Annotated in this window: 11 protein-coding genes; 4 read left to right on the top strand and 7 right to left on the bottom strand. The window is 52.3% G+C overall.

The window, feature by feature from the left end:
- The first annotated feature begins 101 nt into the window (after positions 1 to 101).
- On the top strand, positions 102 to 1,022 hold the full coding sequence (locus IP582_RS01745) for a LysR family transcriptional regulator (RefSeq protein WP_039077889.1): 921 nt from the start codon (positions 102 to 104) through the stop codon (positions 1,020 to 1,022).
- Between the two features lie 706 nt (positions 1,023 to 1,728).
- On the opposite strand, the gene IP582_RS01740 is transcribed toward IP582_RS01745, so the two are convergent.
- From IP582_RS01740 to soxR, 4 genes are all read right to left on the bottom strand, one after another.
- On the bottom strand, positions 1,729 to 3,375 hold the full coding sequence (locus IP582_RS01740; protein ID WP_193794906.1) for a Na+/H+ antiporter: 1,647 nt from the start codon (positions 3,373 to 3,375) through the stop codon (positions 1,729 to 1,731).
- A 139-nt stretch (positions 3,376 to 3,514) separates the two neighbouring features.
- Positions 3,515 to 4,864, bottom strand: a complete 1,350-nt coding sequence (gene ghxP / locus IP582_RS01735) for a guanine/hypoxanthine transporter GhxP (protein WP_039077891.1) — start codon at positions 4,862 to 4,864, stop codon at positions 3,515 to 3,517.
- A gap of 306 nt (positions 4,865 to 5,170) precedes the next feature.
- The gene (locus tag IP582_RS01730; protein ID WP_193794905.1) at positions 5,171 to 5,839 is read right to left on the bottom strand and encodes a glutathione S-transferase family protein; all 669 of its coding nucleotides are present in this window, start codon (positions 5,837 to 5,839) and stop codon (positions 5,171 to 5,173) included.
- Positions 5,840 to 6,149: 310 nt separating this feature from the next.
- Complete coding sequence (gene soxR, locus IP582_RS01725) at positions 6,150 to 6,608, bottom strand: redox-sensitive transcriptional activator SoxR (RefSeq protein ID WP_039077893.1); 459 nt, start codon at positions 6,606 to 6,608, stop codon at positions 6,150 to 6,152.
- An 80-nt stretch (positions 6,609 to 6,688) separates the two neighbouring features.
- Between soxR and soxS the strand changes: the two genes are divergently transcribed.
- On the top strand, positions 6,689 to 7,012 hold the full coding sequence (soxS, locus tag IP582_RS01720) for a superoxide response transcriptional regulator SoxS (RefSeq protein ID WP_039077894.1): 324 nt from the start codon (positions 6,689 to 6,691) through the stop codon (positions 7,010 to 7,012).
- Between the two features lie 15 nt (positions 7,013 to 7,027).
- Here soxS and IP582_RS01715 read toward each other — a convergent pair whose 3' ends face one another.
- Together IP582_RS01715 and IP582_RS01710 are read right to left on the bottom strand one after the other, a co-directional pair.
- Positions 7,028 to 8,599, bottom strand: a complete 1,572-nt coding sequence (locus IP582_RS01715) for an EAL domain-containing protein (RefSeq protein ID WP_193794904.1) — start codon at positions 8,597 to 8,599, stop codon at positions 7,028 to 7,030.
- A gap of 340 nt (positions 8,600 to 8,939) precedes the next feature.
- Entirely contained in the window at positions 8,940 to 10,343 is a 1,404-nt protein-coding gene (locus IP582_RS01710) for a sensor domain-containing diguanylate cyclase (RefSeq protein WP_193796166.1), read from the bottom strand.
- A gap of 555 nt (positions 10,344 to 10,898) precedes the next feature.
- Here IP582_RS01710 and IP582_RS01705 point away from each other — a divergent pair.
- Positions 10,899 to 11,180, top strand: a complete 282-nt coding sequence (locus IP582_RS01705) for a YjcB family protein (RefSeq protein ID WP_039077897.1) — start codon at positions 10,899 to 10,901, stop codon at positions 11,178 to 11,180.
- Between the two features lie 173 nt (positions 11,181 to 11,353).
- Here the strand turns inward: IP582_RS01705 and ssb1 are convergent, their stop codons facing one another.
- Positions 11,354 to 11,890, bottom strand: a complete 537-nt coding sequence (ssb1, locus tag IP582_RS01700) for a single-stranded DNA-binding protein SSB1 (protein ID WP_039077898.1) — start codon at positions 11,888 to 11,890, stop codon at positions 11,354 to 11,356.
- A gap of 252 nt (positions 11,891 to 12,142) precedes the next feature.
- On the opposite strand from ssb1, the gene uvrA reads away from it, so the two are divergent.
- Positions 12,143 to 14,968: an excinuclease ABC subunit UvrA gene (gene uvrA / locus IP582_RS01695; protein ID WP_193794903.1), complete on the top strand. Its 2,826-nt coding sequence runs from the start codon at positions 12,143 to 12,145 to the stop codon at positions 14,966 to 14,968.
- Positions 14,969 to 14,974: the final 6 nt, after the last annotated feature.

The raw sequence follows: 14,974 nt of genomic DNA, 5'->3' as shown, positions 1-14,974 counted from the left end.
ATAATTCTCGCGGAAATGAGACAGAGAGCACAGTATAGGGAGCCGCTACTCCATACTGAAATGAATTAAACTCATCGCAGGCATAGTTTAAAGGAATAATTATGGACATCAGAACGCTGCGCTATTTTGTGGAAGTGGTGCGTCAGCAAAGTTTCACTCGCGCAGCGGAACGGTTGTTCGTCACCCAGCCGACAATCAGTAAGATGTTGAAAAATCTTGAAGATGAGCTGAACTGCACGCTACTCATTCGCGATGGACGCAAATTACTTCTCACTGATACCGGGCGCGTGGTGTTCGAGCGCGGGCTGGCTATCCTTGCTGAGTTTCGCCAGCTTGAGGCAGAACTTGGTGATATCAACCATTTAAATAAAGGGCTGCTGCGCCTCGGCATCCCCCCAATGGTCGGAATGCTGATGGCCGGGCCGATAGGCCTGTTTCGCCAGCGCTATCCCGGCGTTGAGCTGAAAATCTCCGAATTTGGCGGCCTGACGGTCCAGCAGGCGGTCACCAATGGCGAACTGGACCTGGCGATGACCGCCCTGCCTGTCGAGGAGGATAGCGGCCTTTCTACCCTGCCGCTATTCAGCCATCCGCTCTGTGTGCTGGTGCCGCGCTCCGGCGACTGGCTCAACATTCAGTCCATCACACCTGAACAGTTGGCCGGGCACCCGCTGCTCATCTATAACGAAGATTTCGCCCTCAGCCGCCAGCTTATGCAGCTCTTTAACGACCACGGCGTGAAGCCGCGAATTGCCGTGCGTAGCGGGCAGTGGGATTTCCTGGCTGCGATGGTACAGGCCGGCGTAGGGATCGCGATTTTACCGGAGCCCATTTGCCAGCGCCTGGATAAACAGACGCTGCGCTGGGTCCCGCTGGAGAGTGATTTACGCTGGCATCTGGGGATGATTTGGCGTGAAGGGAGCTACCTTTCCCGCAGTGCACAAGCCTGGCTGCAATGCTGTGAAGGGTTCTGGGTGAATATGGATATTGCGGATGTGCCGCTGGGCGAAGGAAAGAAGTAATCAGACCGGGAATGCCCCGGCAAGTGGATGCTATAACTACAGCGAGCACAATCCATTGTCTTCTCCCCTTTGGAGCAAGGAGAAAATGCGGCTCAGTAGGTGGGTTCCGTTCACCGTATGTCCATGGCGAAATTTCACCCTCGAACACGTGAACGGGCGAAGGGGAACACCGCGTTCCCCTTTACAATCCCCGCGGCCCCGCAAAGAAATCGGTGCTGCGCACTGCGTTCGCCTCCCTCTCCCTGTGGGGCTGAGGAATCCCCACAAAAATGCGAGCACGAACGGTCCCCTCTCCCTGAGGGAGAGGGCCAGGGTGAGGGGGAAAATGCGGCTCTGATGGTCATTCCGTTCACCTTATGTTCCTTGCTTTTCTGTCGCGACAGAACCCGTGAACGTGCCAGGGGGCTCACCGCCACCCCCCTGGCGACCCGGGCTCCCGGCCAGGAAAATCGCCGCTGGCGCGGTCCATGATGCTTATGTCGGCTGACTTTCGGGTCGGGGACCAGCCTGCGTCCTTGCAGGCTATCCCCTTCGCCCGCTTCCCTGCGGGCGGCCCCGGTCAGCCGCCAACGCCTCATCGATTTTCAGCCGGACCCTGTCATCGCTGTCACTGTTTTATTCTTATTAAGCAGCGTTATCGCTGTAAAACGTAAAATTACTGGGGATTCCTCAGCCCTTTGTGGAGTGGGGATAAGGGAGAGGAAACTTACTTTTTCTCGATTAACAGCGCTTCCATCAAATCAAGATCGTGCAGCATCTTCTGTAACGTCTCATTGCTGATTTGCCGTGTCGCGCGCAGATGGTAAAGCTCAGCGCGTTCCGCACGCAGGGCCGCCAGGCGGAAACGGCGTTCAAGGTTCTCTTCCAGCAGCGAGCTTTCTGCGTTATTACGCCCATCCGCACGACGACGCAGATTACCAATCACCCTGGAACTCACTTCGGTGAGCAGTTGGTTGTCGATATTCTCTTCCGCATCGGCTGCCATACGCTCTTCCATTTTCTGAATCGCGACAATCGCTACCTCGGCAATCATCGCCCGCGCCTGTCGTTCTTCATTGTACTGCAGGGAATGGTCGCGCACTTCAATATGCTGCAACAGAGACGGCAGTGCCACAACGCCAACAAACAGCGAGAACAGAATCACCCCGGCGGCAAGGAACACCAGCTCATAACGTGCCGGGAAACCGATGCCATCAGGTAAAAACAGCGGAATAGACAGCACACCGGCCAGCGTAATCGCACCGCGCACGCCTGCGAAGGTGGCAATCAGCAGCTCACGCGTACTCCAGGAACCGAACTCCATCGGTTTTTTGTGCAAAAAGCGCACGCTGAATCTTTTCATCGTCCACAGCCAGCCAAAACGCACCAGCATCAGCGCGCAGTAAATCAGCACGATGTCGGTAAACAGCATCCAGGTTTCCACATTCGGATCGGCTTCTGCTGCTGCCAGCGACGATTCGAGAATGCCTGGCAGTTGCAGGCCTAACAACAGGAACACCATGCCGTTAAAGACAAACTCCAACATCGCCCAGGTGCTGTTGGCACGCAGACGCATAGCGAGCGGCGCAGTGCGCATTACGCCGGAGCGGGTAATCGTCATACCGGCGGCCACCGCGGCGAGGATACCGGAAAAACCAATGTGTTCCGCAATCAGATAAGAAGCGAACGGCAGCAGGAACAGCAGCACGATTTGTGTAGCGGGCTCATCCCCCCCCCAGCGACTCAGAAAACGCAGTGAACGACCGTACAGCCAGCTCACCACGAACCCGGCGAAAATGCCGCCAATCGCCACCTTCAAAAATTCAACCGTCGCGCCGCCAATGGTAAACACCATCGTACCCATCGCTACCGACACGGCGAATTTGAGCGAAACAAGACCGGATGCGTCGTTCATCAACGCTTCGCCCTGTAAAATTCCCATGATTTTCTTCGGAATACGCCCTTCCCCCACAATGCCAGACAGCGCCACCGCATCGGTGGGCGACAGCACTGCAGCCAGGGCAAAAGCAGGCACCAGCGGAATGCCCGGTACCAGCCAGTAAATCAGAAAACCGATCCCGACGACGGTGACTACCACCAGCGCCAGCGCCAGGCCAAAGATCTCCCGTCCATGTTCAAGAAATTCGCGCGTGGGCGTTTTCCAGCCATCGGCAAACAGCAATGGCGGAATAAACAGGACGAGGAACAGCTCCGGATCGAACTCCACATGCAACCCAAACGTGGGGAAAGCCAGTAGCGCACCAATGGCGATTTGCATAAGCGGAAGTGGGATTTGAAATGGCATTACTCGCGTGACTACGCCCGAGAGCGAAACCACTAAGGTCATGATGAGGATGGTAAAAAAGATTTCCATGCGTTCCCTGTTTGCGATGTTCTTATTAAGGCGTCATGCCTTGATGATAGAACATTCAGCTTAACGCAAAGGAAACAGGATGTGCGCAAAAAATGAAAACGGGCGGCCTGAGCCACCCGTTACACATGAGACAAGGGAATCAGATTGCCCAGCCGCCTGCGTAGAAAATAACCAGCGCCACGGCGATAACCACAGTACCGATATTCAGTTTACGGAAATCACCTGAGACCACGCGGCCAATTACCAGAGAGGCAAAGCCGATCATGATGCCGGTAACAATGTTACAGGTCAGCACGATGAATACTGCGGTGATAAGACCGGACATCGCATCAACAAAGTCAGCAAAGTCGATTTTCGCCACGTTGCTCAGCATCAGCAGACCTACGTACATCAGCGCTGGCGCAGTCGCATACGCCGGAACCAGGTAGGAGAGCGGAGAGAGGAACAGAATCAGCAGGAACAGCACGCCAACGGTGATCGCTGTCAGGCCGGTTTTACCGCCTGCCGCCGTACCTGCCGCAGACTCAATGTATACCGCCGCAGGCGCAGCGCCCACCAGACCGGAGAACACGCTGCTCAGGGAGTCGGTGGTCAGCGCTTTGCCGCCATCGATAATCTGGCCGTCTTTATCCAGCAGGTTCGCCTGACCGGCTACCGCACGGATAGTACCGGTCGCATCAAACACCGCCGTCATCACCAGCGCCAGTACGCTTGGCAGCACGACCGGATTCAGCGCGCCAACGATATCCAGGCTGCCAATCAGGGAGTTGCCTTTGTCATCGCTCAGCGATGGCATAGCGAAAATACCGGAGAAGTGCACGCTCGGGTCGAAGATGAGTCCGACAATAGAAACACCGATGATGGTCAGCAGGATGCCGCCCGGAACTTTCAGTTTTTCCAGACCGATGATGACCGCCAGGCCAATCAGCGACATGATCACCGGGAAGCTGGCGAAATGACCCAGCGTGACGGGCAGGCCGTCCAGCGGATTCTTGATAACCAGACCCACGCCGTTCGCCGCGATCAGCAGCAGGAACAGACCGATACCGATACCGGTGCCATGCGCAACACCTTGCGGCAGGTTGCGCAGGATCCAGCTACGAATGCCTGTTGCGGAAATGACGGTAAACAGCACCCCCATCAGGAACACGGCACCCAGAGCGACCGGAACGCTGATATGTTGGCCCAGCACCAGGCTAAACGCGGTGAACGCGGTCAGTGAGATAGCGCAACCGATAGCCAGTGGCAGATTCGCCCACAGGCCCATGACGATCGAACCGACACCGGCAACCAGACAGGTAGCGACAAACACCGCCGCTGGCGGGAAGCCCGCTTTACCAAGCATGCCAGGCACAACGATAACGGAATAGACCATCGCCAGAAACGTGGTTAAACCAGCAACGATTTCCTGACGAACAGTACTGCCGCGAGCAGAAATTTTAAATAAGGCGTCAAGCGAACCGCCGGTACGCGCAGAAGGCGTAGACATAGGAAACATCCCCTGAGAGTTTTTATCTTTCGTTGATATGCGAGGCGGACAGTGTCCACTGCCTGTTAAACGTCGTCTCCCTGAGCTGCGATGTGACGAAGGGGTGTCACAAAAAGCAAACGATTAACTCCGCGCATACAAAACGGTTGGTCAAAAAAGGCAAACGATTATCCAGCGTTTAGATACCGCTTTTCAACTGAACTTTGCCGCTTTTTGCTAATTTTCGCTTATGACGACGAAGAATTGACCGGCTGATGCGCAAACGTTATCGTCCCTGCGCAACTTTGCAACATTTCGCGATCAATATTACGTACCGGGGAGATCCAAAGGGCCGCCCTGCTCAATCGCCCGTTGCCAGGCCGGGCGCATTTCAACTCTCTTTTTCCATGACTGGGTATGAGGAAGATCGGCAATGCCGCCGCGTGACAGCAATGCGAAAATCGGAAAACTCATCTGAATGTCGGCCATGCTTAACTGCTCTCCGGCAAACCAGGGCTTCACGGCCAGTTGCGACTCGATATAACGCGCATGGGTTTCAATTTGCTTGTTTAGCCAGGCTTTCTGGATGCCCTGACCAAGCATTTTTCCTATCGTTCGCATACCAAACGGTACGGGTGGTTTACCGAGGCTGGCAAAAACCAGCTTCATCAATAATAAAGGCATCAGCGATCCTTCGGCGTAATGCAGCCAAAAGCGATACTGCTGACGCATCTCTCTATCATCAGGCTTAAGCAGGCTATTTGTATCGTAGGTCTCCTGCAGGTATTCCAGAATTGCGCCGGATTCAGCGAGGATCAGACCGTCGTCTTCCAGTACCGGTGATTTGCCCAGCGGGTGCACTTTCTTAAGTGACGCAGGGGCCAGCATGTTTTTTTCACGTTGATAAGGAATGAGTTGATACGGTAAACCCAGTTCTTCCAACGCCCACAGAATGCGCTGAGAACGAGACTGGTTCAGGTGGTGAACTTTAAGCATGACAGGCTCCCGCTGAGTTATTCGAATTAACTATAGAAAAACATGCTCTTTGGATGAAAAATTTCCTAAAAAAAAGCGTCATGATGTGGCGAAATTTTCGCCATTGCCTAGACTAAAAGTGTCAGCACAATCCGGAACCTCCAACATAATGAGGGGTGCTGATGTCGGGGGAAACCCTCCCATAACAGAATGGGATAGAGAGAAAGACAAAGACCGGACCGACTAAAGCGCCCCAGTTGGGCGCTTTAGTTTTTTGTATTGCTGTAGTCCCGGTAAGCGACAGCACCACCGGGGGAATATGTTTCTTTAGCTAATCGCCTTCCAGCAGCCTTGCCCCCGTCCCCTGAGCGCCTAACTGGTCTCCTGGGTTTCGCAGCGGGCAATCACTATGCGACAAACAGCCACAGCCAATACACCCATCCAAATCATCACGTAACGCCACCAACGTGTGAATACGCCTGTCCAGTTCCTCGCGCCACTGCGACGAAAGATGCTTCCACTCTTTCGCGCTCAGCGTATGTCCTTCCGGCAATACGCCAAACGCATCGCCGATGGTTGACAGAGGAATACCAATACGCTGGGCGATTTTAATGATCGCCACATAGCGCAGCACATCGCGCGTATAGCGCCGCTGGTTACCGGCATTACGGGTACTTTTTATAAGCCCTTTGCTTTCATAAAAATGCAGCGCGGAAACGGCCACCCCGCTGCGTTTCGCCACTTCACCCGGTGTGAGCAGCGCCTTGAGACGCGGTGTTCTCTTTTCCATAAAACCTCTTTACCTCAAGTTAACTTGAGGAATTATACTCCACCGCAGACAAAACGACGAATCGAGAAAGAGGCAGCTCTATGTCCCATCAGCAAATTATTCAGACCCTTACGGAATGGATTGATGAACATATCGACCAACCGTTGAACATTGATGTAGTCGCCAGAAAGTCAGGCTATTCAAAATGGTATTTGCAGAGAATGTTTCGTACCGTGATGCATCAGACGCTGGGAGATTACATTCGTCAGCGCCGTCTGTTACTGGCTGCGGAAGCACTGCGTACTACGCGGCGTCCCATTTTTGATATTGCGATGGATCTGGGTTACGTTTCGCAACAAACGTTTTCACGCGTGTTTCGTCGGGAATTTGATCGGACACCCAGCGACTATCGCCACCAGGCGTAAATGTCGCCGGGATGATTACTTTAGCGAAGGTGGCTGCGCAACCCAGGCTTTAAACTCCTGCGGCGGCAGAGCCTTCGCAAAATGCCAACCCTGACAGTACTGCACGCCACGCTTAAGTAACCAGGTTACCTGTTCTGCTGTTTCCACCCCTTCCGCGATAATTTTCAGGCGCAAACTGTGTGCCATCTCAATGATGTGTTCGGCGATCAGGTGGCTGGTACTATTGGTCGTCAGCGTATCGATAAAGGACTTATCAATCTTTAAAATATCGACGTTGAGGGAGTACAGATTGTGCAAGTTCGAGTAACCGGTGCCGAAGTCATCTATCGCCACCTCGTAACCCGCATGGCGAAACGCCTGAATGACCGGCGTGGTTTTAGGAACATCAATAAACCCACGTTCGGTTACTTCGATTTTAATTTGTTCCGCGCGAACAGAATGCTCCCTGGTTTTATTGGTAATAAGTGCAATCAGGCGGGAAGAATGGAAATCGACAGCTGATAAATTAATCGAAATATAAAGATGCGGCCATGCCGCTAAGAATTCTCCTAGATCATTAAAGACTTCATCAACGACATAATCGGTAACCCGCTCAATCATTCCTTCTTTTTCTGCCAGCGGAATGAATTCCGCCGGGCTCATTACCGGGCCATTAAAACCCGGCCAGCGCAATAATGCTTCTGCGCCTACGCATTGGCCGTTTTTGATATCAATAATGGGCTGGTAATGAAGTTCAAGCTGGTGTTTGGTTAATGCTCTGTGCAGCATTCGTCGTGGAGAGTTAAACTCTTGCCGTGTTCGCGACCACATCAATAAAATAATAATGCTACAAATCATGCCTAACGGCAGTGTTAATGTTGCCTGATGATAAAGATACTGAAAATAAGTGTCGCTGGAGGTCGAAACAATGATTGCAATTGGACGTTTATCAGAATGGTCTATTGTGTAAAAACGGCCATTATCTTGAAAGGTAAGATCATTTTTACGGACAAGCTTTTCCAGCGTTTGTAGATCGGCCTGATCACTGACGGAAAAAAAGAGACCCGTTACCGTATCGTAAATACCATAAGCCAGCGTGCTGTCGTCTGACATCACCTCGCTGTAAGAAAGCGGATTAACTACCGCGACATAATTTCCTTTCTGCATATAGACCATTTTATATCCGGGATAAAATGGCGTATCACGATAGTAATAAATAGAGATGGCTGGCTTTTTTTTATACTCGGGAGGCGAAATAGCATACGATTGCGTAGGGTAAAAAGCTGTCGAGCATACAAACTGTTCGCCGCGCGCGTATATTAAATCGGCAACATACAGGCTACCGCGAATGATATTGAGCATGTAGTTACGATGCTCAGGGGAACAAACCTGACCTTGATATTTTTCAGCGGAGCTTCGGGCCAGGTCGACTTGTCCGATAACCCGTTCAGTTTTATCTAAAGCAAGTTGCGCAAAAGAACGAAGATGTATACCTGTTTCTTTTACTGCACGGATGTGTGCAAACCATAGCGACAGCATCACCGGTAGGAGCACTACCATGATGATCCCGACGACTCTCAGCATCTTACGCTGCGCGCTATGATTCATTTCCGCCTATATCCCTGCATTTAGTGTGCCTGTAATGAAGGCAGGATGCTTTGATAAACAGGTGATTACGTTGCATGAATCATACGACATTAGCAACTTACTTTTTTCATTAAAAACCTAATATTTGGTTATGACGATAATATTTGCCCGTAAGGCAAACTAAAAGTATGCGTTGTGTTTATATTAAGGAAAATATTTATCCAGTCGCCAGTCAGGGTTTTTAGTTTACGCAACAGACAATAGTTGATTAAGTCAAACTCTCCGCAGGATAAAAAAAAGACAGGCCGATCGGGTATTTTTTCATCTATTGCGTAGCCTTCCGGAAGGGAGTCGGGAATATTTATAAAATTGCTTCTGCAATCACAGTTCGGCTACGCCCGGTACGCTTCGCGTCGTACAGCGCATCGTCCGCAAGCGTAAGCAAAACTGAAGTATCGACCTCCCCTCCGGTGACAAACACAACACCTGCGCTAAAGGATAAGGTTATCTTTTCATCCCCGTTAAAAAGCGGTTTATCGACCAGCGCAGCGCGAATCTTTTGGCTAAAACGCAGCGCAGTCTGACTGTCCGTTTGCGGTAATAAAATCAGAAATTCCTCTCCTCCCAGACGACCTAACGCGTATTCCGGCGTGCTGAGCTCACGGATTTTCTCGCAGAAATGGTGCAGTGCAGCATCTCCCGTAAGGTGGCCCCAGCGATCGTTGATGTTTTTAAAATGGTCCAGATCCAACATAAGGATACTGAAATGACTATCGGGATCTCCCGGCTCACAGGCGGCAAGCGCCTCTCTGAACTGCCGTAATATAGAGAACCTATTAAAGCACCCCGTCAGGTCATCGGTCGTCGCTTTCACCGCCAGTTGCTGCTCAGCCTTCTTACGTTCGGTAATGTCCAGCCCGATACTGAGAATGGATTTATCCGGGAGCAAAATATTTGACCACAATACGGTTAATACTTCGCCAGTGCGCCTTACCGGATGCCATTCATACATATCCACAGCAGGCGAAGCGCTGACAGAAGCCCGGACCTTATGACGGACCTCATCATCAGGGAAAAACAATGCTAATGGATCAGGTTGACAGTTTAACTCCTCAATTGACCAACCAAACAGCCGTTCGCACTCCCCATTCCATAATATACAGCGGTTGTTTTTATCAAATGAATTCATTAATACGGGGGCGCGATCAAATAACACTTTATATTGCGCAACAATGCGATGCATTTCTCTGGTCATGCGCTCTTTAGCAATAATACCGGCGAGATAATCTTTTAATTTCTCGACAAGAATGATCACCACACTTTTAATGATACTCATTGAAAATAACGGCTGCGGAAACGCCAGGAAGAAATATCCCTCTACCCCATGAGCGCTTGAAATTAATTTACAAAGAATACCACCATGGAATTTATCAGCAGCATGGTGAGTAGGAGAAAATAATATTGTACCAACCTGTCGTCGCCAACAGATAACACGCCACGCATGTTGATTGCGCCGCAATTGCGACTGTTCCAGAAAGGTTTGCGCATCGCCCAGGGTGCATGGAATCTGCCCCGCGCTCTCATGCTGGAAATCTCCATCCTGCTCTACCACAACCCAGGAGAGCGTTGAACCTACTGCACTATTAATTGCCTGTAAAATTTCTTTTAGCGTGCGTTGTGCACTGAAGCATGGCATCAACTTCGCCAGGATAGTAAGCGCCACCGCGCCATCATCCACAGGAATGGCGGTATTTTCTTTTTTCATTTTTTTTTCAGTCACAGATGATTAAACACCGGACCATACCCACAATGAGCTGTACAGGAAAAACGAAAAGCTAAATTCCGATGACCAACGCTGACTTACAAAAAATGCAGCGAAATGCGTTTAAAAGACGCCAGTTGAGGATATATCCATGCAGATCAGAAATCTGAAAAATGGCATTCAGATATATATAGCTATTCGATCAAGAATAATCGACTTTCCAAAAAGTGCCAACCCAGGCAAAATATGAAAAAAAATCATAAAGTTACTATCTTTTTGAATTTATTAGCATTCTTATTCTTCATAGCAAAACGCTATCATCACGCCCGGTTACCCCCTACGCCTTCTAACAAAATGCCCCTTTGCACAGAAAATTTTGCTCATTTGCACACTGGCGAATAAAAGAACAAATGTGATATAGTTCACACATTCTTGAGACAGGGAACACTGTTTCAATGTAGAACGTTACTTCTGCAGATTTTCTGCGCCTGCACACATCGCTCAGGCTCATGGCGTCACCCACCTGTGCCTGAAAGTTTTCTTTCGAGGATCGTTTTCATGGCTACATTAACCACCAGTGTCGTTCTTCTTCGTTGGCAGATACTGAGTGCAGTGCTGATGTTTATGGCCAGCACATTGAACATTCGCTTTCGTAAAGCAGATTATATTGGTCTGGCTGTGATAAGCAGCGGCCTTGGTCTGGTAGCAGCCTGCTGGTTCGCAACGGGCCTGCTGGGCATTACGATGGTCGATGTCCATGCCGTCTGGCACAACGTCATCAATATCATGACGGAGATGTCAGAGAAATCTTCCCCCGAATGGCCGATGGTGATTACCTGACAGCAATCCCTTCTTTAGTAAAAAGCTCCCGCGTGGAGCTTTTTTATTGTCAAAGTTCCGCTGACACGAAAAGTGACAAATAACGCCTGCAAATAACAAAAAACCCCGCAGTGCGGGGTTTTGTCGATACGTTTCCCATAACGGGTCGCGCTGATAAGGCCGATGGCCTGCACTCAGAACGGAATATCGTCGTCAAAGTCCATCGGCGGTTCGTTAGACGGTGCCGGCGCAGACTGCTGTGGGCGAGATTGCGCGCCGCCGCTGAACTGGTTACCGCCCTGCGGCTGCTGAGGTTGGCCCCAACCGCCCTGCTGGCCCTGGCCGCCGCCCATATTGCCGCCAGCCGGAGCACCGCCACCCTGACGGCCACCGAGCATCTGCATGGTGCCGCCCACGTTAACCACGACTTCGGTGGTGTATTTCTCGGCGCCGGACTGATCGGTCCACTTGCGGGTACGCAGTTGACCCTCAATGTAGACCTGAGAACCTTTACGCAGATACTCACCGGCCACTTCTGCCAGTTTGCCGAACAGCACAACGCGGTGCCATTCAGTCTGCTCTTTCATTTCACCGGTCGCTTTATCACGCCAGGATTCGGAAGTCGCCAGCGTAATGTTGGCCACTGCACCACCACTCGGCATATAGCGTACTTCCGGGTCCTGGCCCAGATTACCGACGAGAATCACCTTGTTTACGCCTCTGCTGGCCATGATCGTGTCTCCTGAAAAACATTTCTAAATAGTGTAAGCGCGGGAGTGTACCATTTCCATGCGACATGTTCATAGCTGCGAAGGATCTTCCAGAGTTGTCGCGCGGACTCAACATTGTTGCACATCCCCTCTGAATTTGCATTCCAATACTGTATATCCAGCCAGTTTAAATTGTGTCATAATTAGCCGTTTCTGACCGCTGGTTGTCCTTCCAATCGACCAGGCATGCCGAGTTATTACCGGGAAAGGTGAATGGATAAGATCGAAGTACGGGGCGCGCGCACCCATAATCTCAAAAACATCAACCTCGTCATTCCACGCGACAAATTGATTGTCGTTACCGGTCTGTCGGGTTCGGGTAAATCGTCACTGGCTTTCGACACTCTGTATGCCGAAGGGCAGCGTCGCTACGTTGAGTCTCTTTCCGCTTATGCCCGTCAGTTTCTTTCGCTGATGGAAAAGCCTGACGTTGACCACATTGAAGGGCTCTCTCCTGCTATTTCTATCGAGCAGAAGTCGACCTCGCATAACCCGCGTTCCACCGTCGGGACCATTACCGAAATTCACGACTATCTGCGTCTGTTGTTTGCCCGCGTAGGTGAACCCCGCTGCCCGGACCATGACGTTCCGCTGGCGGCACAGACCGTGAGCCAGATGGTCGACAATGTGCTGGCGCAGCCGGAAGGCAAACGTCTGATGCTGCTGGCGCCGGTAATAAAAGAACGTAAAGGTGAACACACCAAAACGCTGGAAAACCTGGCAAGCCAGGGTTATATCCGCGCGCGTATTGACGGTGAAGTCTGCGACCTTTCCGATCCGCCGAAGCTGGAGCTGCAAAAGAAACACACCATTGAAGTCGTGATTGACCGCTTTAAAGTGCGCGAGGATCTGGCGCAGCGTCTGGCAGAGTCCTTCGAAACGGCGCTGGAGCTTTCCGGTGGCACGGCAGTGGTCGCCGACATGGACGATCCCAAAGCCGAAGAGCTGCTTTTCTCGGCCAACTTCGCCTGCCCGATTTGCGGCTACAGCATGCGCGAGCTGGAACCGCGCCTGTTCTCGTTCAACAACCCGGCAGGCGCCTGCCCGACCTGTGACGGGCTCGGCGTGCAGCAATATTTCGACCCTGACCGCGTGATTCAGAACCCCGAGCTGTCGCTGGCGGGTGGCGCAATTCGCGGCTGGGATCGCCGTAACTTCTACTATTTCCAGATGCTGAAATCGCTGGCGGACCACTACAAGTTTGATGTGGAAGCGCCGTGGGACAGCCTCAGCCCAACCGTGCATAAAGTGGTGCTGTTCGGATCCGGCAAAGAGAGTATTGAATTCAAGTATATGAACGATCGTGGCGATACCTCCGTGCGCCGCCATCCGTTCGAAGGCGTGCTGCACAATATGGAACGTCGCTATAAAGAGACGGAATCCAGCGCGGTACGCGAAGAGCTGGCGAAATTTATCAGCAACCGTCCCTGCGCCACTTGCGACGGTACGCGCCTGCGCCGCGAGGCCCGCCATGTTTTCGTTGAAAATACGCCGCTGCCGGCCATCTCGGACATGAGCATCGGTCACGCTATGGACTTCTTCAATAACCTGAAGCTGTCCGGCCAGCGCGCGAAAATCGCTGAAAAAGTGCTCAAAGAGATTGGCGATCGCCTGAAATTCCTGGTGAACGTCGGTCTGAATTACCTGACGCTTTCCCGTTCCGCGGAAACCCTTTCCGGCGGCGAGGCGCAGCGTATCCGTCTGGCAAGCCAGATTGGCGCAGGTCTGGTGGGCGTCATGTATGTGCTGGATGAGCCGTCAATCGGCCTGCATCAGCGTGATAACGAACGTCTGCTCGGTACGCTGATCCACCTGCGTGATCTCGGTAACACGGTCATCGTGGTCGAGCATGATGAAGATGCCATTCGCGCCGCAGATCACGTGATCGATATTGGCCCTGGCGCTGGCGTGCATGGTGGCCAGGTGGTCGCCGAAGGCCCGCTGGAGGCGATTATGGCGGTGCCTGAATCCCTCACCGGGCAGTATATGAGCGGCAAACGGCAGATCGCCGTCCCGAAAAACCGCGTTAAAGCCGATCCGGAAAAAGTGCTTAAACTGACGGGAGCACGCGGCAATAACCTGAAAGACGTGACGCTGACGCTACCGGTAGGGCTGTTCACCTGTATTACCGGTGTTTCCGGTTCAGGTAAATCCACCCTGATTAACGACACGCTGTTCCCGATCGCTCAGCGCCAGTTAAACGGTGCCACCATCGCCGAACCCGCGCCTTATCGTGATATTCAGGGGCTGGAACATTTCGACAAAGTGATCGATATCGACCAGAGCCCGATTGGCCGTACGCCACGTTCCAACCCGGCGACCTATACCGGCGTTTTCACCCCGGTTCGTGAACTGTTTGCCGGCGTGCCGGAATCCCGTTCGCGCGGCTACACCCCAGGGCGTTTCAGTTTTAACGTCCGTGGTGGACGCTGCGAAGCCTGTCAGGGTGATGGCGTAATCAAAGTTGAGATGCACTTCCTGCCGGATATCTACGTGCCGTGCGACCAGTGCAAAGGCAAGCGCTATAACCGCGAAACGCTGGAGATTAAGTACAAAGGCAAAACCATCCATGAAGTGCTGGATATGACCATCGAAGAAGCCCGTGAATTCTTTGATGCCGTCCCGGCGCTGGCGCGCAAGCTGCAAACATTGATGGACGTGGGCCTGACGTACATCCGTCTGGGTCAGTCAGCCACCACGCTTTCCGGCGGTGAGGCGCAGCGCGTGAAGCTGGCGCGCGAGCTGTCGAAACGTGGCACCGGCCAGACGCTCTATATTCTGGATGAACCGACCACCGGCCTGCACTTTGCCGACATTCAGCAACTGCTGGACGTTCTGCACCAGTTGCGTGACCAGGGCAATACCATCGTGGTCATTGAGCATAACCTGGACGTCATCAAAACCGCAGACTGGATTGTCGATCTCGGTCCGGAAGGCGGCAGCGGCGGCGGGGAAATTCTCGTGTCCGGCACACCAGAAACCGTCGCCGAGTGTGAAGCCTCACACACGGCGCGATTCCTGAAACCGATGCTGAAATAATCTTCC

The sequence above is a fragment of the Citrobacter sp. BDA59-3 genome (assembly GCF_015167655.1).
Lineage (GTDB): Bacteria > Pseudomonadota > Gammaproteobacteria > Enterobacterales > Enterobacteriaceae > Phytobacter > Phytobacter diazotrophicus.
The sequence above is the reverse complement of the archived record's forward strand: the minus strand, read 5'-3'. Positions and strand labels throughout refer to the sequence as shown.

Coding starts and splice junctions, on each gene's coding strand:
- IP582_RS01730 (WP_193794905.1), bottom strand. CDS start 5,839: ATGCTTAAAGTTCACCACCTGAACCAGTCTCGTTCTCAGCGCATTCTG.
- ssb1 (WP_039077898.1), bottom strand. CDS start 11,890: ATGGCCAGCAGAGGCGTAAACAAGGTGATTCTCGTCGGTAATCTGGGC.
- soxR (WP_039077893.1), bottom strand. CDS start 6,608: ATGGAAAAGAGAACACCGCGTCTCAAGGCGCTGCTCACACCGGGTGAA.
- ghxP (WP_039077891.1), bottom strand. CDS start 4,864: ATGTCTACGCCTTCTGCGCGTACCGGCGGTTCGCTTGACGCCTTATTT.
- IP582_RS01740 (WP_193794906.1), bottom strand. CDS start 3,375: ATGGAAATCTTTTTTACCATCCTCATCATGACCTTAGTGGTTTCGCTC.
- IP582_RS01715 (WP_193794904.1), bottom strand. CDS start 8,599: ATGAATCATAGCGCGCAGCGTAAGATGCTGAGAGTCGTCGGGATCATC.
- IP582_RS01705 (WP_039077897.1), top strand. CDS start 10,899: ATGGCTACATTAACCACCAGTGTCGTTCTTCTTCGTTGGCAGATACTG.
- IP582_RS01745 (WP_039077889.1), top strand. CDS start 102: ATGGACATCAGAACGCTGCGCTATTTTGTGGAAGTGGTGCGTCAGCAA.
- IP582_RS01710 (WP_193796166.1), bottom strand. CDS start 10,343: ATGAAAAAAGAAAATACCGCCATTCCTGTGGATGATGGCGCGGTGGCG.
- uvrA (WP_193794903.1), top strand. CDS start 12,143: ATGGATAAGATCGAAGTACGGGGCGCGCGCACCCATAATCTCAAAAAC.
- soxS (WP_039077894.1), top strand. CDS start 6,689: ATGTCCCATCAGCAAATTATTCAGACCCTTACGGAATGGATTGATGAA.